The sequence below is a fragment of the Arthrobacter sp. MMS24-T111 genome, from assembly GCF_054888995.1.
The window spans coordinates 3,423,203-3,445,341 of the sequence record NZ_JBTZRO010000001.1; the positions used below are offsets into that span (position 1 = coordinate 3,423,203).

Sequence of the window (22,139 nt, forward strand, 5' to 3'; positions counted from 1 at the left end):
TTGCAACAACCAAGAACCAGCCATCAGCAGGTAGGAATGCTCCCCCGAGAGCCACCCTTGCGACCGCGGCCCGCGACGACGTCCATTAGATCTCAGACATGTACCTCCCGGAGTCCGGCCTCCTTCCAACGACAGGCCTGAGGTGAATTACTTTCAACGGTTGCCAGCCGGGCCCCTAGGAGGGCCCGTCTGTATCTCTGGCCAGCCACGTCAGAGCGTCATCCCGTGAGGTGAAGAACCGGGTCGGGCAAGGCGGAATGTGGACGTTGAGGAAGAAATTGGCAATCACACGGTCCACGGGGCTCGCGCCAAGGAGTGCAATCCTGTTTGCGGCACATGGAATGGAGAACACGGCGCGCGCTTCTCGGGCAACGTGCTCCGTGGTCGCCATGTCGACGAGCATGGGGTACTCCGCGCCGCAGGCGACAGTATTGACCGCCGTCATAGCCGCCCGTGCGTCTTGAACTTCGATGCGAACCCTCGGGTTCCACATCAAATGAATAATTCCGTCCGGACGCAACGCGACTGCGCCCTTGCCACCACGAACGATGACACCAGTACCTTGTCCACCCCGCATCGGGGAATCGTACCTTGCAGGTGACCATAGGGTCACCAAATAAAATACAGTTCACCAACCGCATCCGGGTCCCTGGTGCGCATTGCCGCCCGCGGTCTGATGTGGTCTTGCAGGAGCAGGTTACCCGGGGCGCCACCGCCTCCGCGCGTCCTGCCGCCCCATAACGGGCCGGGGAGGGCCGGAAGCCTCAACTTCGCACCGTCGGACACCATAGCCCAGCGCTTCGCCCCCCCTCCCGGGCTGCGTTGATCCGCCTTCAAGTGGGCTTTTGATGAGGGTTCTCAGTTGCAATGATTGATGGAGAATAGTGTTCATGAATGAGGCGAGAATGGGGCGTCAGGGAACGCTGTTATTTCTCATCGATAGGGCTCCTCGCAAATTCGACGGGACGACAGAATACCTGAGAGTGACAGTGGAATTAAAAGGCCTGCGAGCCAACAAAAGCGTTTATGATCAGAGCAAGTGGGCGGGGCTGCTGTCGTTTTTCGAGGAGCTGGCACTCAACAGGCATGGCTGGGACGGTGAAAAGAAGTTTGACTCCGTGGAAGGCGATTTCCGGCTGTGCGCTTAGCACGACGGACTTCTCCGACTTTCCTTCGAGCTCGAGGACTACGTCCGGTCGGCGCCGTGGGTCGCCAAAGGGGAAGTCACCCTGGATCCCGGCCTAGAACTGACCGTCGCACTGGAGGCGCTCCGCGCTTTGCTCGCCCCCACACGACCGTGAGCTGCCCGAAACAAACAACCCAGCTTTACAATCCCATTGTTTCCCATGCCGGCGGCCGGGCTTTGTAGGCCCACCAATACAAGCACAGCTGGGAATGACGTCCAGCCTCCTGGAAACCAACGAACTCCGCCTGCGACGGCTCAGTACCGAGAGATTTGCACGTTTGTGAAACCGGCGGCGGGGCAACCCTCCTCGACTCGCCAGGCCCGTAGTCGTGTTCCGCATTCCGCCAGCGAATAAGCTGGCCCATCGCACCGAGCAGACGCGGAGGGAGTACGAACCTTGATCCAAGCTGCAGAATTGTCGTGTTTTTCCTAACACGGAAAACTCGACACAAAGCAGTCAATTCGTCACCTTGGCCTGGTGTTTGGTCCAGGTGCAAGCACAATTGGGGCAAGAAACAGATTAGCCACAGGGAGGGACAATGGAAGTACCCGCCATCCTCACCGAACGGAACCTCGACGCGGCAGCGAAACTGGTGCACCGCTACTATGCGGGGACCGACAAGCACGGACGCACGGGCACGGGAAGCTACTTCGACGGGTGGGCCGGCAGGGGCGACATGGAAACACGCGATGTCCTCACGGACAGTGATGCCATCGCTGTTAACATGCTCGGCGCGCCCATCCCTCTGAAAGCATGGATTGCGTTGCAAGAACCCACCAGAGCAGCTCGCGTGACAGATATCTTGCGACGGATCCCCACCCACGTCCCGCTAAGCAGCCTCACCCGCGAACAGGCCATCGATCTACTGACGGGAAGTGGACCGGCGATGATTTTGCGGGACGAACTTCGTCGCGATGCGGAAGCCGGGTTGGATATCGGAGCCGCCGCGGCCAGCAGAATCATGGCACGCAAACGATCCGACCTCATCCCCGTCTGGGACATCACCATCGGAAGAGTCACGGGACAACGCAGCTCAGACACCCAGTGGGTAGACTGGCACGCGCTCTTGACCGACGGAACCGGCCTGCCCGAACGCCTCGCCGAGATCCATAAGCCCTCCGGAATCGAACAGGCGATATCGGAGTTGCGGCTTATGGACGTCATCCTTTGGATGTTTGGCAAAGAGCCGGAATTCAGCTAGGTTCGCGCGTAGGCCACATGAGCACCTGCAACAGCGCAATCCACTCGGAAAAGTGTGTTTATGTGCTTTTATGGTTGGTCGGTGCCGCTGGCTGCCTCCTTCTGACCTGATGGCAGGACGAAGCTCTTAACGATACCCAGGTGCTGGATTTCCGCCGGTGGCAGCCCGGCGGCGGCCACGAGTTCATGGAATGATCGACCGCTGCTGAAGCGGTCAAAGACTTCCTTGTTTGGGCAGGTGTCGAGGACAGCGATGCCGTCTTTCGTTTCCACGCAGAGGTGTAGGTCCAGTTGGCCTTCCGGAAGGAGGGCGAGCATGCGGTCGTGCCCGGCAAGTAGCTCAGCCGGGTTCCCCCTGAATATGTACATTCCTAGATACATTTTTCTGCCTCGCTTGTTTCTCGCTGGGTCGCTGTTTTGTTCGATAGCTGTGGATCGGATTTACAGCATCGTGGTTGTTGGTCGCCGCGCGGCCCAGGGATTGGCCCGTTCCAGCTGCGCGGCAAGCCGGAAAAGGGTTGCCTCGGCACCGAAGGCGGCCAGGAAAGACATTCCGACGGGGAGCCCAGCGGAATCGGTGCCCGACGGTATCGACACGGCCGGGTTACCGGTAATGTTGGCGTACTCGCCATCAAACATCAGGAACCGGCCAGCTTCCCGCTCGCCGCGGAGCGGGTCCTCGACCGTCGCCGTCAGTGCGCCCAGCGGCAACGGCGGCCAGCCGACCGTCGGCGTCAGCCAGAGGTCGAAATTATCGAAGAATCCGGCGATCCGCCGGCTAAAGCGCTGCAGTTCCTCCACGCCCTGGAGGTAGTCCGCGGCACTGACCTTGCGGCCGCGTTCGAACAGGACCTCGGTGTAGGGTTCGATTTCGCCCGGTTCGGGCCCGCGCCCTTGCCGGTTCGTCCAGTACCCTTCGATCCAGCTGGCCGCGGCAGCGTATACGGCGCGGAGAGCTCGGTGTCCGGCACGATCCAGCGGTTCAGGATGCGCTTCTTCGACGTGGTGGCCCAGGCTGACCAATAAGTTCACCGTCGCGTCAAAGGTCCGCTGGTAGTCAGGATGGACTGACTGGCCCCTGTTGGGTGAAGCCGTGGCCGCGATTCTCAGGCGTCCCGGCGCGGTCATTATCTCGGCCGTGTAGGGGCGCTGCTGCGGCGGAGCGCAGTATGGGTCACCGGGAGCCGGTCCGGCTACGGCGTCCAACAATGCAGCCGCGTCGCGGACTGTGCGGGTCAGCGCAAACTCGGCCGCGAGGCCGCCCGCGATGTCGCCATATTCCGGTCCGAGCGGAACCCGGCCGCGGGTTGGTTTGAGGCCGAAGAGTCCGCACCACGCTGCTGGATAGCGCAGTGAACCGCCCAGGTCGTTTCCGTGGGCCATCGGGACGAGGCCGGCCGCAACGGCGGCCGCCGACCCGCCGCTTGATCCGCTGGTGGAAAGAGCGATGTCCCATGGGTTGCGCGTTGGGCCATGGAGGATTGGTTCGCAGTGCGGACTTAGTCCGAACTCACAGGTGTTGGTCTTCCCGACGATGGCCAGCCCGGCCCGTTGGAACCGCCGCGCGAGCTCCTGGTCCGTGCGTGAGACGTTCCCCGCAAGCCAACGCGAACCTTCCGAAAACGGTGTCCCCGCGATTTCCAGGGCGAGATCCTTGACCAGGAACGGCACCCCTGGAAACGGATAGTGATCTCCGTTGTCAGGAGGTGTGTTTCCGGCCAGGGCGGGCAAACCGTCGTGCGCCGGGTCCAGCTCGAGGATCACGGCGTTCAGGGCAGGGTTCATTACCCGGATGCGTTCCCTCGCTTCCGCAAGCAGTTCACCGGCGCTGACCTGGCCGGAGCGGACTAAATCGGCTTGCTCCGTTGCATCCATCCAGCGGAGTTGTTCATCCACTGCGACCTCCCTGGGCGGCATTACGACACTCCCTGTCAGCCCAAGGTTCTACGCCCGGAAACTATGGCCGGAGAGTCCACGCGGTGCGGGGCCCAGCCGTACGCAATTCTATTCCCTGGCAGCCACAAGCCACCTTCGGCTGACGCTACATTCCGGGCATCAGGCCCAGTTGCCCCATCATCGACGCGACGTCAGGATGAGCCCGGAAGGAGACGATCTTGCCGTCCCTGATGGAAGCAAAATAGGTTCCTGTCCCGACCACGGACTTGCCCGTCGCGGGAATTTCCTGGTCTCCCATCCGCAACGGACCGGTATTCGTTCCGGTGAACTCCACTTCCGCCGCCACGTCGTCATCGCTGACCACCCTGCTCGTGGTCTTCACGTGCATATCCGGGAAGGCCGAGAACCACGCGTCCATGTAGGACTGGACCTGATCCCGCGTGTGGAAGGGCTCCGCGGCCATCACATCCGAAAAGGTAAAATTATCGGCCAGCAGGCCGGCGAAGCCGGCCGTGTCATGCTGGTCCCAGGCCGCCATCCCGCGGTCGTCAAGCTCCTCAACTTCAGCGCGTGACATCACACATCTCCTCCTTGAAAATGTCCTGACGCGGTTCATGCTAGACCTGCCAAGGCACCAGTCAATGGGTCGTTGGTCCCTTATCTCCCCACCACCGTCGCGGGTGAAGTCAGACAAGTTAGGCACGCAGAAAAGGCAAGGATCCGCGTCCGGAAGGCATCGACGCCACAAACACGGTCAGCGTGCGCAGGGCAGCCATGGGCGCACAGCCGTTTCGCATCGGTCAAGATGATTCAAGGCAGGCTTTGAGCGATGCGAGCTGGCTGACCTCGGCGCCCATGGTGCGTTGTATCAAGGGTCCGGCCAGTTTCATGAGGCCCTTGGGCTGCACATCGAGAGTGAATCTCACGAGGGTCCCCCTGGCGTCCTGGGTCAGTCTGTATTCCCCGACGGGACGCGCCGGGCCGGCTACGACATGGAACGCCAGGTATTCCCCAGGCCGGGCTTCCGTAATTTCGTAGTCTCCAGCCACCGGACGGCCTCCGGGACCGGTAAGCGTCTGCTGGTAGATGGCCCCGACGCTGCCGCCAGCGCCGCTTCGCAGGCTGATGGCCTGAACACCCGAGCGCCATTTCGGGTTGTTCAATCCATCCGCGAGGAACGCATACACCGCCTCAGGTGAGCGGTCGATGGTGATCTGATTTTCTGCGTGGGCCATAGTTATCCTTCCAACAACCGAATGCACGTCACCGACCACGCAATTCCACCAATACTGGCGGTTTCGCGGCGTCCTGCCGAGGCAGGCCACGTCGGCCAGCTTCTCAGGAGAACGTTGACTAAGTCCAGGGTCAGGATGGCTTACTTCAGGTGCCGGACTGCTGCCCCAGTTCGCCACTCTGGTGGAAGCGTATCCGTGCGGTCGACCCAGAGGGACCATCGGCCCTGTCTGAACCTGTTTTGGTGCGGAACGCTTTCGTCTATGCCGTTCCTTCTTGAGTACGGAACCGACCACGGAGCTGGCTGGTTCACGGTTGCGGGCACGAACTCCAGGGACGCCATGGCCAAGGCTGTGGAGGCTTTGCGGGGTCTGGAGTGCAGCCATGCGGTGTTGCGGCAGACTACTTACCCGCACTCCCTTGTTGGGCTGGGACCGGTTGTCGCCGCCTATACCAAGGGTGGAGGGTGGACGGTACAAGGCGTCTGGCCGGGCCTGTGACGACTTCTGCCACTGGAATCTGGCTGTCAGCCAAAAATTGGACGAGCTGACAGCGTGGAGTCCGCAGCGAGCGACTCCAACCTCGTGAGGTTCGTGGGGGTTCACACCCGTGGACTTTCTGCGCGATATGCCCCTCCGCGCTGTGTCGGGGAACTCGTATGCAGAGGGCTGAAGCACAGGTGGTTCATGGCCCGACGCGGTGCTGATGCTAAGCCGACGCGGCGCACATTCAATGCCCTGACCGGCCCTGGCGGGGCAACCGAGCCTAGACTCCTGATCATGATCTCAGTCGAAATGCAGGGCCGAGCCGAGCATCGCTGGCCGGCCGTGATTGGCCTCCTCGCTGCGCTGGGCTTATACGGGACGCTGCCGACGACTTTCTTGCCGGGCGTCCGCTATGTCGTCGTGGTGGTCGGATTTGGTCTGCTGATTCCGCTGGTGGTCCTGAATCCTCGCCGGCTGACCCGCGAAACCCGCTGGTCCAGAATTCTTTCCATTGGCCAGGCACTCCTCCTGGTCGTGGCCAACGAGGCTGCCTTGGTTCAGCTGGTCATTGCCCTGACGACAACCAACAGCAACGGACCCACCCTTTTGCTCGCCGCACTTCAGGTATGGGTAACGAACGTGATCGCTTTCGCCTTGGTCTATTGGGAACTGGACCGCGGCGGACCCGTCTCCCGCCGGCACACCCCGCGCCCCCCACCTGCCCAGAGCAGACTTCCGCTTCCCGCAAGACGAAGACCACGACGCTGTCAAGGAAGTTGCGGCCAGATCTTCGGTCACTACCGGCTGGACGGCTGCGTTCATTGACTATCTGTACTTTTCGCTGTCCAACTCCATGGCATTCAGCCCCACGGATACAATGCCGCTTTCAGCCCGGGCCAAAGGACTGATGGGGTTGGAAGCCTTCGGCGGCTTCGTGCTGCTGGCGTTGGTCATCGCCCACGCCGTCTCCCTGCTCGGCCAATAACCCAGGGTGGTGGACGGCCCAGGCATAGGCTGGCAGGGCCGTCGCGGCGGCCACCCGCTGCCCGAAGAGAAGACCGCCCTACCTTCGCGCCACGGGCATGGTGCCCTCGGAGTTGAGGTCGGAGGGATATATTTTGGGTGTGCGTCTCCGTCCGGGTGTTCGGGCGGCCCGGGTCTCGAGTTCTTGCGGGTGCGAGGCGCCCAATTGGGAGGGCTCAACGTGTCTCAGAACGGTCGCCTCGAACTTCCTCGACCGGTAGGCCGAAGCAGAACCAGGCTCGCTTGGCTCGCGGGATGTGCTGTCGTACTGCTGGCTGCGCTGGCATTGTATTTCGTTTGGAATAACGGAACCGCGGCCGCCAGGGTGACCGGCGATTTCCTCATCCTCGCGGCCGCTGTGTTGGCTGGCATCAGTTGCAGCAGGGCAGGCCGGCGTGGTGAGAATGCACGGGCGTGGTCCCTCCTGGCTGTGGCAGCGTTTACCTGGGCTGCGGGGCAGGCGCTCTGGACTTACTTCGGGCTCACCAACAACAACACATATCCGTTTCCCTCGGTTGCCGACGTACTCTTCCTTGCGTATTCGATCCCTGCCGCCGCAGCGTTGTTCAGCTTCAAGCGGCCGGCTGACACCGCCCAGGTGGGTTGGGTCAGGTCGGCACTCGATGCCTCGGTGATTGCCGGCTCGGTCTTGGCGATCAGCTGGTACACGGCGCTCGGGCCGGCCCTGAGCTCTGAAGGCGACGTCCTGACCGTGCTGGTCAGCGTCGGGTACCCCGTCGTGGATGTGGTCATCACGTCCTTGGTCTTGGTCTTGGCCATGCGCCGGCAACCGGGCGAACGGCTTCCCTGGTTGTGCTTCGGCGGCGGGTTGCTCGCCCTGACAATCACGGACAGCACCTACGTCAGGCTCACGTTCGACGGCGTCACGGGCGTCACGGGATCGCCCCTTGCCCTGGGGTGGATTGGCGCCTTCCTCCTGATCGCGCTTGCACCATTGCTGCCGTACGCGGAAAACCCGCAGCCTGAGCGCAAGGCGTTCGCCCTGGCCCTGGAATTGCTCCCCTATGCGCCGATCCTGGCCGCGCTGGTTGTCGTGGCCGGCCCGCACGTCCAGGAAATGAATACCTTCCTGCTGGTGGTGGCCAGGATAACGGTCGTCCTCATCCTGGTCCGTCAGGTGCTGATCGTTGTTCAGAACCTCACCCTGACCACCGGCCTCGAAAAGGAAGTGGCCGTCCGGACCGCGGAGCTGGAGGGCCTGGGCGCGATCGTGAATTCCTCCACGGACGCCATCTTCAGCACTACCCCGGAGGGCGTCATTACCAGTTGGAATCCAGGGGCTCAGCTGCAGTACGGGTACGTTGCCGAGGAGGCCCTCGGCCGCGACGGGCGTATCCTCGTGGCGCCCGGCAGCGTGGACCGGACCGAGGACATATTCGAACGGCTGAGGGAGAGCGGCGCCGCGGTGAACTTCGAGACCGAACATGTGAGGAAGGATGGGACGGTCATCCCGGTGTCCCTGACCGTCTCACCGATCCATAAAGACGGGAACCTTCGCGGTATCGCCGTCATCGCCCGGGACGTCACGCTCCGCCGGGCCGCCGAGGACGAACTGAAGGCCGCCAGGGCGGCCGCGTTGGAAGCCAGCAGGCTCAAATCCGAATTCCTTGCCACCATGAGCCATGAAATCCGCACGCCGATGAACGGTGTGGTGGGATTGACCGCACTCTTGCTCGAAACCCCGCTGGATGACACACAGAAGCAGTATGCGCAAGGGGTCAAAGGCGCAGGTGACGCCCTGTTGGCCTTGATCAATGACATCCTGGACTTTTCCAAGCTGGAGGCCGGCAAAGTGGATCTGGACTTGCGTCCATTCGATCCCCGGGTTCTGGTCGAGGAAGTCGCGGGGCTGCTGGCAGAGCCGGCACAAACCAAAGGGTTGGAGCTCATCGCCTATTGCGAGCCTGACCTGCCCGGCAGACTGATCGGGGATTCAGGTCGGATCCGCCAGGTCCTGCTGAACCTGGCCTCCAATGCTGTGAAGTTCACCGCTGCCGGCGAGGTGGCCATTCGAATAAAGGCCGAAACACGCGATACCCGGCCCGGGTCCGCCGCCATGGTCTACTTCGAAGTCCGGGACACGGGAATCGGCATCGAACCCGCACACCATGCCCGGTTATTCGAATCATTCTCCCAAGCCGACGCCTCAACAACCCGCCGCTACGGCGGCACCGGACTGGGTCTGGCAATCTGCAGCCGCCTCACGGACGCGATGAACGGTGAGATCGGGATGAGAAGCACCCCGGTCAAGGGAGCACCTTCTGGTTCCGTATTCCCCTGCCGGTGGCACCGCCGTCGACCGATCCCCTGCCGACCGCCGAAATTCTCACCGGGCTGCGGGTACTGGTGGTCGACGACAACGCCACCAACCGACTGGTACTGGAATCGCAATTACGCGGCTGGCGGCTGCAACCTGACGCCGCGCCCGACGCCCGGACCGCCCTGGCCAGGGCCCGCGAAGCGGCAGAACGGGGAGAACCCTTCGATCTTGCGGTACTGGATCTCTGCATGCCCGAAACCAACGGCCTGGACCTGGCCCGCTCCATCAAGGCCGACCCCGCCCTGGCAACCATGGAACTGATCATGCTCACCTCCACCATGCAGATCAGCGGCGCAACAATTGCCGAAGCCGGCGTCCGGGAATGGCTGATGAAACCTGTCCGCAGTTCCGAGTTCTACAACCGCCTAATCCGCCTGATGTCCACCAGCGAACAACGCACCCCGGCCGAGAGGCTCACGGCCCTGACAAGTGCGGCCTTGCGTGAGCAGCCAGCCACCAGGCCCGCGAGCCCAGGGCACATCCGCGGCCGACTCCTGATCGTCGAGGACAACGAAGTCAACCAGCTCGTAGCCCGCGCAACAGTGACGATGTTGGGCTACGCCGCGGACGTCGCCGCCAACGGCGTTGAAGCCGTGGCCCGCACCGAAAGTACGCGGTACGACGCCGTCCTGATGGACTGCCATATGCCGGTCATGGACGGGTTCGAGGCCACCAGGATCATCCGGAGCCGCGAGAACGCGAGCAGCCGGCTGCCCATCATCGCCATGACCGCCGGGGCCCTCGACGGGGACCGGGAACGCTGCCTCGCCGCCGGCATGGACGACTACCTCTCCAAACCCGTTGACGCCACGGACCTCGAAACAGTCCTGGCCCGGTGGGTCCCCGATCAGCCAACACGGTTCGTGCCCGGGGAACCCCTGGCCGTCACCGGCCGCCGGACAGCCAGTGACCAAGCGTCCCCTCGGGCGGGGCTCGACCAGGGCCGTCTGGCCATCCTTCGAGACCTCGGACCGGTGGACGGGCTGGGGCTGCTGCCCGCCGCGGCAGAAGCGTTCCGGAAAGATGTCCCGCACCGGCTTGCCGCGCTGGACAGAGCAATCAACGACCACGACGGTCCCGCAGTTACCAGGGCCGCACACGCCCTCCGGGGTGCCGCGGCCAACATCGGAGCCACGGCAGCTGCGGCCCTGTGCGGCGACCTGGAAACTCTGGGATCGGCCGGGCAGTACGACGACGCTGCGGAGCTGGTCCGCAGGTTGGAAACGGAGCTTGAGCAGGTGGATATCGAACTCGATCGTGCCCTGGACGTCACCCCATGATGGTCCTTGTGGCAGATGACGACCCGGGCTCGCTGCTGGTGGCCAAGGCCGCCGTCGAACGCTCCGGCCATAGCTGCCTCACCGCAAGTGACGGCGATGAGGCGTGGGCCCTGTTTTTGGAACACCAGCCGGACGTGGTGGTCACGGACTGGATGATGCCCGGCCTGGACGGACTGGCGCTGTGCCGCGCCATCCGGGCACGGACCACCGACCTGTACACCTACATCATGCTCCTGACCTCGCAAGGATCCCGGGACGACGTCCTCGCCGGCCTCGAGGCCGGCGCCGACGACTACGTCACCAAGCCGCTGGACCCCTTCGTCCTGCATACCCGGCTGCTCGTGGCACAGCGCGTGACCACACTCCACGCCGACCTGGCACACTATCGGACAATGCTCTCCCACCAAGCCCGCACCGATCCCCTGACCGGCCTGAGCAACCGCCTTAAGCTTCACCGAAGACCTCCAACAACTGCACGCACGCAGCCTCCGGTACGGCGAGGAATATTGCCTCGCCATGTGCGACGTGGACAACTTCAAACGCTACAACGACATCTACGGGCACCAGGCAGGCGACCTCGCCCTGCAGGCCGTTGGTGCCGCCCTCGCCACGGTCGCGCGCGCCAGCGACGGCGTGTACCGGTACGGCGGCGAGGAATTCCTGCTCGTCCTGCCAAGACAAACGCCACAAGGAGCCAAGGAAATGCTGCAAAGGGCCCTGCAAGCGGTCCAGACACTGAACATCACCCATTCCGGAGACCCCACCGGCCACCTGACACTCAGCGCAGGCATTGCAGCATTCGCCGACTATCACGCCGAACCGGACTACGTTCTGCGTGAGGCCGACGCGGCCCTCTACGCCGCAAAGGCGGCGGGCAGGAACAGGGTGGCAACCGCACCCGCACCTTGACGCTGCTGCTCCACGACGCACCCTGCCGCAGCGACGAGTACTCGTATGTCACGAAGGCTCGAGACTGCCGAGTCGATCCATTATCTAAGGCGCCTGATGGTTGCCTGGAATAACAGTTACCGTCACCTGGATTTAATCCGCGGCCCGTAGGTTCGCTTGCGTGAAAAGACCCACAGAGTCCGCCAGTACATCCACCACTGAGCAAGAACCGAGCGCCTCCAGCCTGCGAAAGCTGTCGGCCTTCGTACGTGGCCGTAAGCCGCTCGCCATCGTTGCGGCCAGCTGCACCCTCGCCGTTCTGGGCGGGGCCGGTATCGCAGTTGCCTCGACCATCCCCTTCGGCCAGCAGCAGGTCGGCTCCGAGGATGATAAGGGCGAGCAGATCTCCTCGAACCAGGAGATCAAGCCCATCGGTGACCGCCTGATGACGCCCTTCGGAAAGATCATGGGCTCGACCGTCAGCCCGGATGGCCGCTACCTCGTCGGGACCAGCGCTGACCGGTCCGTCGACCTGCAGGTCTTCGACCTCACGACCTATAAGCCCGTGGCCGCCGCCGGCACCCAAGCTGCCACGGCCTTTGCCGCCGCGGCGGCCACCGCCGGGTACGCGAACATGGCCTACCAGCACATCACGGACGGTTCCGTGGGGCAGGACGGGCCGGTCTTTTCCCCCGACGGCAAATTCCTCTACGAACCAGTCGCGACCGGGATTGTCCGCTACCCTTTCAACCCGGACGGCTCGCTCGGCGCCGGGACGAAGATTAACATCCCCAACGCCGGTGACAAGCAGGCCCTGACCGCCGGCATGGCGTTCTCTCCCGACGGCGGGACGCTCTACGCCGCCGTGAACGGCCAAAACACCGTCGTCGCGATCGACCCCGTCGCCGGCACGATCAAGCAGACCTTCGGTACGGGTATCGCCCCTCGCCAGCTGAAATTCGTTGGCACCCGGCTCTACGTCTCCAACGAAGGAGGCCGCCCGGCCCTCCCTGGGGAGCCGACCATGAACTCCTACGGCACAGACGTCCCGGCAGACACCAACCTCGGCACCTCCACGACCGGTACGCTCAGCGTCATCGACACGGCCAACGCGGCCGCGCCGGTTGCCTCGATCGACGTGCAGCTGCATCCGACGGCGATGTTCCTGGATGGCGCCACGCTGTACGTGGCGAACACCAACAGTGACACCGTCTCCGTCGTGGACACGAACGGCAACAAGATCCTCCAGACCATCGCCACCCAGCCTTGGGCTTCCTCCCAGGTCGGCTACGAGCCCACTGCGATCACCATGCAGGGCGACCACATGCTCATCTCGCTCGGCCGGGCCAACGCCATCGCGGTCTACAAGGTCAACAAGGAAGATCCGAAGGACCCGGCCAGCTACATCGGCCTCCTGCCCACGGACTACTACCCGGGCAACGTCACCGTGGTCAACGGCCAGATCGTGGTCACCAACATCCGTGGCATCGACGCGCGCGGCCCCGAGGTTACCATCAACGAAGGCCCGAACACCACGGCTGCCACCGGACACGGCACACACTCCACCACGGCATCCCTCACCAAATTCACCCTGCCCAGCGATGAAGAAATCCAGAAGAACACCGAAACGGTCTTTGAGCAAAACGGTTGGGACGGCAAGCTCGGTCAAGGAAGCGACGGCCGCCGAGGCCGCCAAGATCCCGGCAGTCGCCGTGCCGAAGCGGATCGGCGAGCCGTCCACGATCAAACATGTCTTCCTGATCGTCAAGGAAAACCGCACCTACGACCAGGTGTACGGCGACATGAAGCAGGGCAACGGCGATGCCTCCCTGGCACAGTTCGGGGCGAAGGTCACCCCCAACCAACACGCCCTCGCCGGCCAGTTCGGACTCTACGACAACACCTACGACATCGGCACCAACTCGGCCGAGGGCCACAACTGGATGATGCAGGGCGACGACCCGGCCTACACCGAGACCAGCGCCGGTGAGTACAAACGCTCCTACGACACCGAAGACGACGTCCTGGGCCACCAGCGCTCCGGCTTCCTCTGGACCGCCATCAAGGACGCAGGCAAAACCGCCAGGAACTACGGCGAGTTCGACTCCGAGGAAGGCAAGCCCGCAGGCGCGACCTGGCAGCAGTACTACTGTGCGGCATCCAGCACCATGGCCGGCGGCGACCCCGCCCAGCTCTTCACCCCCGCACTGCAGATGCACGCCAGCTCGGCGATCCCGTCCTTGAACGAGATCACGGACCCGAACGCGGCACCCTTCGACACTTCGGTGCCGGACATCTACCGCTATGCAACTTGGAAGCAGGACTTCGAGAAGAACGGCCCCAAGAACTTCCAGATGACCTGGCTCTCCAGCGACCACACCGGCGGGACAGCCGACCCCGAAGCCCAGGTCGCCGACAACGACCTGGCCGTGGGCAAGATCGTGGACGAGATCTCGCACTCGCAGTACTGGAAGGACTCCGCCATCTTCATCGCCGAGGACGACAGCCAAAACGGCACCGACCACGTCGACGGCCACCGCGCCCCGGTCCAGGTCATCAGCCCCTACGCGACCCACGGCAAGACCGTCAGCACCTTCTACTCACAGATCAATATGGTCCGGACCATCGAGCAGATCCTCGGCGCCCAGCCGCTGAACCAGAAGGTCGCCGCCGCCACCCCGATGTTCGATGCTTTCACCAACAAGGCAGACCTGACGCCGTACTCTGCGGTCCCGAACCAGGTTCCGCTCACGGAAAGCGTCAAGACCGCACCCGCCTGCGGGCCCGACACCCTGGGCCAGACCGGACCCGCGGCCGCCGCGGTAAACGACGCCGCAGCCAAAGCCGCCACCGTCCCGGCCCCGATGACGGACACCGCCGAAAAGTGGGACGAATGGTCCGAGAAGCAGCACCTGACAGGCAACGGCGCGAAGGAAGACTACGCGGACCCCAACCTGTTCAACCGCTGGACCTGGTACCAGGCCCACAACTGGGCAACCCCCTACCCCGGGGATCAGAAGATCTACGGACCCGACGACGTCCCGGGCATCCCAGCCAGATCGACCAACCACGAGGACGGCTGATCGGACCTCCGACCGCCGGTCGGCGACCGACAGCCGTCACTAGCGAAGCCTGAACAGGACTAGGACGTCCCTAATGGGTCCCGGCTCTACGTTGAGCCGGGACCCATATCTAGGTCCCAAGGAAAACTGCCCGAGTAGTTCAATACGCGTCGGCAGGCCCAGGATCTTTTCCATGCGGGGCTGCGACGGAGCGCCACAACGCAACGTGACACCCTGATTGTAGCGACCCGGTGCCGGCGGGGTGGCTCCACGCTGCCCCTGCGGGCGCGCAGGCAGCCCGGCCAGGAGTACGTCCCACTCGCCCAGCTCTACGCTCCAATGGTTATCGGTGCGCTCGAACCGACCCGCAACCAGGGCCTCTCTGCTCCGGGCCGCCGCCAGGTCCGCTGCGGGCGCCCCTACTACGGCCTATGTGCTGGGGTTTCTGAACCCGAAACTGTTCCTCAGCCCCGTCCGCTCAGCGAAGCCGAGCGCAGGCCCCCTTCTGACTGGGTGGTGCCGTGCCCACGCATTCAGGCTCACAGCCAGCGCCGTGGCCCTCGCAGCCGAAAACCTCCGACTCATCGATGACTGTAAGTGAGACAGTCAGCATTGTCAGCGCCGGGACCAACATGGACCTCCGCAGCCTGGCACATGAGGTGGTCATTGTGGACGCACTCATTGCGCTGGCAAGCGCCCACGTCAGCCAGCACCTTGGGCAGGCCACCATGCATTCCGGTGTCAATGAAGGTGGCACAGTGGGCATGGTTCTCGGCACCGCTGACTGTAATCGCAGCGGCATTGCAATTGGTGTGGTCGTTGAAGGAGCAGCTGGTTACGCTGCAGTCTGCAACATGAGTCGTCATCGTTCACCCTTTCATTCCTCAGTGCCGGCGCGGCAGGTTTCTGGATAGGGTAAGCCCGCAGGCATATGAACAAAAAGACCCAATTGGTTGACGTAATTCCCTCGGGAACGACGCAGTCGATCGAGGCAGCGGCGTCCATCCGCCCGGCCCCGACGTGGCCTGGTCAATGCCCTCACCTGACGAATTGCCCACTCGTTCCGCTGGGCGGCGGCAAGCAAGGTGTGCACGCCAGCGGCTGGCGGCCTGTGGTCGAGAGCGGGCCTGCTAAACGAAGAGGCCTTCACCGATGAAGCTCCCGGGCTTCACCCCGCCCGGCACCGCGAACAGCCCGGAGCCTGTGTGCTTCAGGTATTCCACCGCCAGGGTGTCGCCCTTGGCCATCGCCATTTGCATTGGAACGTAGTGCGTCCGTGGATCAGTGACGAACGCGATGAAGAACAGCCCGGCGTCCAAGTGCCCCACGCCGTCGGAACCGTCGGTGTAGTTATATCCCCGACGCAGCATCCGCACTCCGCTGTTCTGGCTGGGATGTGCCATCCGCATGTGCGAATTGAGGGGAATCAAGGGTTTGCCACGCTTGCCCTGCCGGGCGAAATCGGGCGCGGTGAACTCCTCGCCACCAGACAGGGGTGCGCCAGTTTCCTTGGTCCGGCCAATCAGGCTTTCCTGTTCGCCCAAGGACGTGCGGTCCCAGATCTCAATGTGCATCCGGATCCGGCGGGCAACCAGGTAGCTCCCGCCTGCCATCCACGCATCCTGGGGCCGGGCGGCTGCTGCCCACACATGCTGGTCCAGCAATTGTTGGTCCTCGACCTTCAGGTTGTTGGTGCCGTCCTTGAAGCCGAAGAGGTTCCGCGGGGTTTGCTGTGCGCGGGACGTGGACGAGGTCCGGCCGAAGCCCAGCTGGGACCACCTCACCCGCACCTTGCCGAAGCCGATGCGGGCGAGGTTCCGGATAGCGTGCACTGCCACCTGGGGGTCGTCCGCGCAGGCCTGCACCACCAGGTCGCCACCACTGCGGGCGGGGTCCAGGTCATCGCCGGGGAAGTGCGGCAGGTCGGCCAGGGCCTCGGGCCGGCGCCCTTCCAGTCCGAACCGGGCCGCGCCGTCCTTTTCGAACAGGCTGGCGCCGAAGCCGAAGGTCAGGGTCAGCTTTCCCGCGTTGAGGTCCAGCGCCTCGCCGGTGTCCTCCGGAGGGGCGCCATAGGGTCCGTCCACGGCGCCGGTTGCGCCCGCCGGGCGGCCCTCGGTCAGTGCTTCCGCGGCCCGTGTCCAGTCCTTGAGCAGCTGGACCAGTTCCTCACGCTTCGTCGTGGTGACGTCGAACGCGGCCATGTGCAGGCGGTCCTGGGCGGGGGTGGTGATGCCGGCCTGGTGGTCGCCGTGGAAAGGGACCAGCGGGTTGTCGGCGGCCGGCGGCGCGGCAGTGGCGGCCACGGCATCGTGCCCCAGGAAACCTGCGGCAATCCCCGCCGCCGCGCCGCCCAGTCCGGCGATGCCAAACAGGCCGCGCCTGCTCAGGCGTGGTCCCGCCGTCGGATCTTCCCTGTCCCCCGCATCCTGCGGCGACCCAGGAGAGCCGGCAGGTTCATCCGGCGCGGAGCGCTCCGGCGGCCGGCCGTCAAAGGGGCAGCCGGTCATAGGACTACCGCCGCTGTCAACCGGGACAGCGGCTCGCCGAGTGCGTCCACCAGGGAAGCCAGCCGCTGCACCTGCTCCGGCGCCAGCTTGTCATAGGAAGCGAAGCCGGTGCCCTCGGCATGCGTGGCCAGCTCCGCCTGTAGCGCGGCGAACTTCTCATCCAACGAGCCGGCCAGGGAAGCGTCCTTCTGAAGCAGTGCGGGCTTCAGGCTTTCAAAGGCGATGCGGGCGCCGTCGACGTTTGCCTGGAAGTCCCAAAGATCCGTATGCGACCAGATCTCCTCTTCCCCGGTCACCTTTCCGGTGGCAACCTCGTCCAGCAGTTCCTTGGCGCCGTTGCCCAGCATGTCGGAGGGAATCTCCAGGGTGCGGGTGCGCTCCACCAGGTCTTTGGTGTCGGCGACCATCCGTTCTGCGATGGCGGACCGTTCCGCTGCCGTCAGCGCCGTGTAGTCCGCCGGCGGGAACAGGTCCTTCTCGGCACGATGCCAGCCGGTCCACTCCTGTCCCGGTTCGAGATCGGCTTCCCGGGCATCCAGGTGCGGGTCCAGGTCCCCAAAGGACTCGGCCACGGGCTCGATCCGTTCCCAGTGCTGGCGCGTTGCGGCGTACAGGGAGCGCGCCTCCGCCGCGTTGCCGGCCGCGAAGGCGGCGGCGAACTGCCGGGTGCCGGTGAGCAGCTGCTCGCTCTGGTCCTTGACGTAGGAGGCGTACTGCCCGGTGGCGGTGTCCAGGAGGTGCTGGAAGTCCGCGTCGGCCGTGGGCCCGGCTCCGGACTGGGTGACTTTCAGGGCGCCCCGGATCCCGTCGCCTTCCATGCCCGGCTTGCAGGCCGTTGTGTAGGTGCCTGCCGTGGCGGTGACCACCAGGTTGCGGGTCAGGCCGGGGCCGATGTTCTCCACCTCGCCCAGGATGCGCAGCCCGTCCGCTGCCAGCAGGTAGAACTCGGTAACCTCAGTGCCATCGTTCTTCACGGAGAAGCTGAGGTTTCCGCTGGGCACGCTGCTGGCTGAGACCTTGCACTCGGTGTTTGAGCTGACAACCTCGATGGCACCGCCGGAGGTGTCCGATGCCTTGGTGTTGTCCGTGCAGCCGGTGAGAAGCAGCGGGACGGCCATGGCGGCGGCAGCAAGGGCGGCGGGCTTGTTTCGGAAGACGTACCGGGGTGTTTTGGGCAGGGTGAAGCCGGGCATTGGGTTGTCCTTGGGTGCGGGGGGCGGAGGTTTTTGGGGGTCAGGCAGCGGCCGCGGCTTTGGCGGCGGGGTTGTTTCGGGCAGAGGCCCCGCCTGGCGGCACTGAGGTGAAGTGCGTGCGCAGGTAGAGGAACAGCACGGGCAGTACGTACACAAGCCAGGCCGCAGCTTCCAGCCAGGTGGTGGCCGGGGAGAAGTTCAGGGTGCCCTTGAGCAGGGTGCCGTACCAGGACGACGGCGGTACCGCGGCGCTGATATCGAACGCCAGGGAGTGCAGGCCCGGAAGGAGCCGGGCCTCCTGGAGATCATGGATGCCGTAGGACAGCACGCCGCCGGCGATAACGATCAAGGCGGCGCCGGTCCAGGTGAAAAAACGGGAGAGATTGACCTTCAGGACGCCGCGGTGCAGCAGGTAGCCCAGGCCGGCCGCGGTTGCCAGGCCAAGCAGGGCGCCCAGCAGCGGCTGGGTGGTCTCACCGGTGGCCTTGGCCGCCGCCCACAGGAAGAGGGCAGTTTCCAGGCCTTCCCGTCCCACGGCGATGGCGGCCACCACGGCCAGGCCCCAACCGGCTCCGCCTGCGGAACGGTCCACACGCATCTTCAGGTCGGTGCCGAGTGTCCGCGCGGTGCGGGACATCCAGAAGACCATCCAGGTGACCAGTCCGACGGCGAGGATCGACAGGCCGCCGCCGATCGCCTCCTGGGCCTCAAACGTGAGGCCCTTGGGGCCGAAAGTCAGGAGGGCGCCGAAGCCGCCGGAGACGACCACGGCCGCCGCAACGCCCGTCCACAGCCTGGGGATCAAATAGCGGCGGCCCGTCTTGGCCAGGTAGGCCATGAGGAGGACCACCACCAACGTGGCTTCGAGTCCTTCGCGCAGGCCGATCAGGTAATTGGCAGTCATGGAGGTTCTTTCGCTCAGGTAAGCCTTACTTAGGCAGGCCTAAGGAAGAGGTTACCCGGCGCCGGCTATTACGCAAACTAAACGTGCTGTAATCCCCGGCAGGTTACTTTCTTCGTGTACCCGTAACCCATCCGAAGAACGACAAAGGTCCCCCGTCCGGCTGAAGGGCTCCGTAGGGCCATCCGCTATGGACGGGGGTCATGACTCTTTGGTATGAACTATTTGGCCCAGCGGCGCAGGAAAGAGTTGCCCATTTCGGCACCCACCCAACCTGGCGCTGCTACTGCCTTGCCGGAACGGCGGACTCCGGTCGCAGGCCCAGGGAGCCTCTGCGCCGACGGGATTGGCGGTCGCCGTGGTGCGGGTGGGCGGCGTAACATCGGCCGCATGCACGAGCGTGACATTGCTGAGGTGCAGCGCCGGCTGGAAGAGCTGGCACCGTTCCTTCGCCGCCTCGGGGAATAGACCTTGGACGCTTATCAGCGGGCAGGGGTGCTTTCCGCGTTCCAGGACGCCGAGTTTCCGGTCGCTGACGCGCGGTTCATCCGGCATGGGGACAGGGTCGCCTATCATCCGCGGGGCGCGGTCTATTTCAGTATCAACCGGAAAAGCGAGCTTGCCTCTGCCGGTCAGGACGAGGGGACACCACTGTCCAACGCACTCGTCCCTTACGCCTGGCTGGGAAAGGTGCAGGATGTCCAGGGCAGCTGGAGCGAGGAATCCCCCACGGAGCCTTTTCCTCCACCACGGTTCCTGCTGGATGAGGAGTCGTCCGGACTCTTCATCGCCAGTAACAGCAGGGGCGGACCCTCACGAACGATCTTCGTCCCGCTTGAGCAGTATCTCTCCGAATGCGCCCGGCTCTTCACCGACGCTTTCCACGCGTCCAGAGCAAAGGGACAGGGCCCAACATAGACCGCGACTCATCATGTCCTGCGATGTGGGCCGGGCCATTGTGTTGAGGCATCCTGGTACCGCGCCGGCAGGCGGACGATTTCGAGTTTGGACATCTCCAGGAGCCGCCGGCCTCCGGTGAGGGTGTCCAAAATCCAGAACAATCCCAGTTCCGGGGCCGTGTCGGTGACCGGGCCGCGGTGCACGAGGCTGCTGTTGTAGAACGCCTCAACCGCGTCCCCTGGCACCAGGTCCTGGCACGAGTCGATAACACCGGGCTCATCGATCATGGTTCGTCCTTTCAACATCCGAAGGGCACCCCCAACACCTATGGTCCCGGCGCAGGGTTACCCGCAGGTGTCTCGAAGATGGTTTCTTGGCGGACGTTTCCACCGGCGCTGCCGAAAATGTGAGGGCCGGGACCCGGGGCGGTGACGTAGCTACTGCCATCGCCGGGCGGTATCGGCATCCACCAGGGGCCGCGGTGGTATCCAGGACGCCGAGCAGCCACGAAACCAAGTGCGCATCCAAGCCAGGCATCCCGTCGACGTACGCCCAGGACGCTTTCACCTGGCGTCCACCGACATTCGCCGTCAACGACATCGGGTAGCCCCCTGCACAGCAACAGGGGCCCGGAACACCTCCGACGGCGGGGGCCGCGGCAGCGCCGGCAAGTTCCCGTCGATGGTTACGGTTGCCTGCGATCGCTGGAAGGCCACGGGGATCCGATGACGCCGTCACTGGGCAATCAAGCCCGAGCGCACGCAACCAGCCCACCGCGATCAGCGCGGCAGCCGAAATCGGCCCGTACCGGAGCAATGGTTTCGCCTTGAGACACGCAGGCGGGCGCTGAACCTTTCGAAGGGCGCGGGCATCGTAGCAGGCTCTGGCCACCAAGCCGGGGGGTGCGGAGATGTCCGATAAGTCGGGGTCGCCAAGGGTACGCGACGTTTTGGGAGTTGTCCTCGTTGTTCAGGTGGTGTTCGCCGTGGCGGCGGCCGCCATTGTGATCCTTGATCCGGAGGGCGTCCTGAATGAGCCAAGGGACCGGCTGCTGGCTGGCCTGATCGTTCTGGCCCCTATCGCAATGGCGTTTGTCCTGACCGTTCGTTTCCGTTCCGGGCACCGGGCCGAGCGGCGCAACGCAAGGGCCACCGCCCAGTTGATGGACACCGTCCTGACGACAAGTCAGGAATGGGTGTGGGCCGTGGACGATCAGGGCCGTTTTACGTTTTCCAGCTCGCCGAGTGAGAACCTCCTCGGATGGACACCAGAGGAGCTGCTCGGCCAGCGGTGCGACCTGGTAATCGACGCAGGAGACCTGGTGCGCGCCAAGGGCGATGTGGCGGCGGCCGGAGGGCCGAACTGGACCGGTGTCGTGGTCCGGTGCCGGCACCCGGGTCTGGTTGTCGCACACGCCAGCAGTTCCTCGATGCCGTGCTCCTTGAGGTAACGGTACATTGTGGCCCGTGACCGGTCGACGGCGTCCGCGGCCTGCTGTGCAGCCTTCCGGCTGACGAGCAGATTACTGGCAGCGACCCATTCATCTTCACGTTGCCCGGATCAACCGGGCGCTTCCCTAGCTGCACTGCCCTGGCCTGGGCACCAATCACCCCAAAGCGCACCCGCTCATTGATGAGCTCCCACTCGTACTCCGCCAGGGTGGCAAACAATCCGAGCTGGAGGCGTCCGGATGCTATGGACGGTCAACTCCGTCCCTGTTGGAGTGCAGGGACATGCCCCCGTTTAGTCATGTCGTCGACGGTGTTTCCTTGACCATGGAACCCCCGCCATGCCCACCTGACCGACGGCACCAACCAGAGCGTCCAGGCCGCTCAAGCCCGCTGCGTCACGGGTGGCCGGGCTGCCTCGACAGAGCGGACTGTGACGGAAATTTCCCTTGCCCTCAGCATCCTCGAAGCATTGGTTATTGTTCGAATGTCCTGACATCTTTAGTTACTGACGCTTTTGGTTTACCGCACCGTCATGTGCCGTGCCATGTCCGGCCACGTTGCCGCTGCAGGGTTGTCTGTGCCTTTGGGCGAT

General features: G+C 64.2%; 19 protein-coding genes and 3 pseudogenes. 12 read left to right on the top strand and 10 right to left on the bottom strand.

The genetic code is table 11. The features are described 5' to 3' along the window. Positions 1–175 precede the first annotated feature (175 nt). The gene (locus ACX5I6_RS16085; protein ID WP_461841123.1) at positions 176–577 is read right to left on the bottom strand and encodes a SpoIIAA family protein; all 402 of its coding nucleotides are present in this window, start codon (positions 575–577) and stop codon (positions 176–178) included. Between the two features lie 313 nt (positions 578–890). Here ACX5I6_RS16085 and ACX5I6_RS16090 point away from each other — a divergent pair, with 313 nt between their 5' ends. Together ACX5I6_RS16090 and ACX5I6_RS16095 are read left to right on the top strand one after the other, a co-directional pair. Next, a complete protein-coding gene (locus ACX5I6_RS16090) occupies positions 891–1,148 on the top strand; it encodes a DUF6228 family protein (protein ID WP_223994918.1) in 258 nt (85 codons plus the stop codon). Positions 1,149–1,725: 577 nt separating this feature from the next. Continuing rightward, positions 1,726–2,388 (top strand): DUF6308 family protein, encoded by a 663-nt coding sequence (locus tag ACX5I6_RS16095; protein ID WP_461841124.1) that lies wholly within the window; start codon positions 1,726–1,728, stop codon positions 2,386–2,388. A gap of 68 nt (positions 2,389–2,456) precedes the next feature. Here ACX5I6_RS16095 and ACX5I6_RS16100 read toward each other — a convergent pair whose 3' ends face one another. The 4 genes from ACX5I6_RS16100 to ACX5I6_RS16115 form a co-directional block, all read right to left on the bottom strand. After that, complete coding sequence (locus tag ACX5I6_RS16100) at positions 2,457–2,756, bottom strand: hypothetical protein (protein ID WP_461841125.1); 300 nt, start codon at positions 2,754–2,756, stop codon at positions 2,457–2,459. 72 nt (positions 2,757–2,828) lie between these two features. Continuing rightward, complete coding sequence (locus ACX5I6_RS16105; RefSeq protein WP_223994911.1) at positions 2,829–4,283, bottom strand: amidase; 1,455 nt, start codon at positions 4,281–4,283, stop codon at positions 2,829–2,831. A 145-nt stretch (positions 4,284–4,428) separates the two neighbouring features. Then, a complete protein-coding gene (locus ACX5I6_RS16110) occupies positions 4,429–4,860 on the bottom strand; it encodes an ester cyclase (RefSeq protein WP_223994909.1) in 432 nt (143 codons plus the stop codon). A 223-nt stretch (positions 4,861–5,083) separates the two neighbouring features. Then, the gene (locus ACX5I6_RS16115) at positions 5,084–5,518 is read right to left on the bottom strand and encodes an SRPBCC family protein (RefSeq protein WP_223994907.1); all 435 of its coding nucleotides are present in this window, start codon (positions 5,516–5,518) and stop codon (positions 5,084–5,086) included. 777 nt (positions 5,519–6,295) lie between these two features. On the opposite strand from ACX5I6_RS16115, the gene ACX5I6_RS16120 reads away from it, so the two are divergent. The 7 genes and pseudogenes from ACX5I6_RS16120 to ACX5I6_RS16150 all read left to right on the top strand — a co-directional run bounded on the left by ACX5I6_RS16120 (position 6,296) and on the right by ACX5I6_RS16150 (position 14,616). Then, positions 6,296–6,826, top strand: a complete 531-nt coding sequence (locus ACX5I6_RS16120; RefSeq protein ID WP_223994906.1) for a hypothetical protein — start codon at positions 6,296–6,298, stop codon at positions 6,824–6,826. A 1,276-nt stretch (positions 6,827–8,102) separates the two neighbouring features. Next, positions 8,103–9,239, top strand: a pseudogene (locus ACX5I6_RS16125) (PAS domain-containing protein); the annotation flags it as partial. Between the two features lie 152 nt (positions 9,240–9,391). Then, the gene (locus ACX5I6_RS16130; protein WP_461841126.1) at positions 9,392–10,645 is read left to right on the top strand and encodes a response regulator; all 1,254 of its coding nucleotides are present in this window, start codon (positions 9,392–9,394) and stop codon (positions 10,643–10,645) included. Continuing rightward, positions 10,645–10,923: pseudogene (locus ACX5I6_RS16135) on the top strand (response regulator); the annotation flags it as partial. The gene ACX5I6_RS16130 and the pseudogene ACX5I6_RS16135, both read left to right, overlap by 1 nt. Positions 10,924–11,116: 193 nt before the next feature. Continuing rightward, positions 11,117–11,554, top strand: a complete 438-nt coding sequence (locus tag ACX5I6_RS16140; protein ID WP_461841739.1) for a diguanylate cyclase domain-containing protein — start codon at positions 11,117–11,119, stop codon at positions 11,552–11,554. A gap of 1,138 nt (positions 11,555–12,692) precedes the next feature. Beyond that, a pseudogene (locus ACX5I6_RS16145) lies at positions 12,693–12,755 on the top strand (hypothetical protein); the annotation flags it as partial. 580 nt (positions 12,756–13,335) lie between these two features. Then, positions 13,336–14,616 carry an alkaline phosphatase family protein gene (locus tag ACX5I6_RS16150; RefSeq protein ID WP_461841127.1) on the top strand — a complete coding sequence of 427 codons (1,281 nt, stop codon included), beginning with the start codon at positions 13,336–13,338 and terminating at the stop codon, positions 14,614–14,616. Between the two features lie 560 nt (positions 14,617–15,176). Here the strand turns inward: ACX5I6_RS16150 and ACX5I6_RS16155 are convergent. From ACX5I6_RS16155 to efeU, 4 genes are all read right to left on the bottom strand, one after another. Then, positions 15,177–15,461 carry a DUF1540 domain-containing protein gene (locus ACX5I6_RS16155; RefSeq protein ID WP_461841128.1) on the bottom strand — a complete coding sequence of 95 codons (285 nt, stop codon included), beginning with the start codon at positions 15,459–15,461 and terminating at the stop codon, positions 15,177–15,179. A 264-nt stretch (positions 15,462–15,725) separates the two neighbouring features. Further along, entirely contained in the window at positions 15,726–17,102 is a 1,377-nt protein-coding gene (efeB, locus tag ACX5I6_RS16160; protein WP_461841129.1) for an iron uptake transporter deferrochelatase/peroxidase subunit, read from the bottom strand. Next, the gene (gene efeO, locus ACX5I6_RS16165; RefSeq protein ID WP_461841130.1) at positions 17,099–18,295 is read right to left on the bottom strand and encodes an iron uptake system protein EfeO; all 1,197 of its coding nucleotides are present in this window, start codon (positions 18,293–18,295) and stop codon (positions 17,099–17,101) included. The genes efeB and efeO overlap by 4 nt, the downstream gene beginning before the upstream one ends. 40 nt (positions 18,296–18,335) lie before the next feature. Next, positions 18,336–19,199 (bottom strand): iron uptake transporter permease EfeU, encoded by an 864-nt coding sequence (gene efeU, locus ACX5I6_RS16170; RefSeq protein ID WP_461841131.1) that lies wholly within the window; start codon positions 19,197–19,199, stop codon positions 18,336–18,338. A gap of 468 nt (positions 19,200–19,667) precedes the next feature. Here efeU and ACX5I6_RS16175 point away from each other — a divergent pair, with 468 nt between their 5' ends. After that, positions 19,668–20,114, top strand: coding sequence for a hypothetical protein (locus ACX5I6_RS16175; RefSeq protein ID WP_461841132.1), 447 nt, complete (start codon positions 19,668–19,670; stop codon positions 20,112–20,114). 11 nt (positions 20,115–20,125) lie between these two features. On the opposite strand, the gene ACX5I6_RS16180 is transcribed toward ACX5I6_RS16175, so the two are convergent. Next, complete coding sequence (locus ACX5I6_RS16180) at positions 20,126–20,383, bottom strand: hypothetical protein (RefSeq protein ID WP_461841133.1); 258 nt, start codon at positions 20,381–20,383, stop codon at positions 20,126–20,128. An 86-nt stretch (positions 20,384–20,469) separates the two neighbouring features. Between ACX5I6_RS16180 and ACX5I6_RS16185 the strand changes: the two genes are divergently transcribed. After that, positions 20,470–20,703 carry a hypothetical protein gene (locus tag ACX5I6_RS16185; protein WP_461841134.1) on the top strand — a complete coding sequence of 78 codons (234 nt, stop codon included), beginning with the start codon at positions 20,470–20,472 and terminating at the stop codon, positions 20,701–20,703. A gap of 303 nt (positions 20,704–21,006) precedes the next feature. Further along, positions 21,007–21,546: a PAS domain S-box protein gene (locus ACX5I6_RS16190; protein ID WP_461841135.1), complete on the top strand. Its 540-nt coding sequence runs from the start codon at positions 21,007–21,009 to the stop codon at positions 21,544–21,546. Positions 21,547–22,139: the final 593 nt, after the last annotated feature.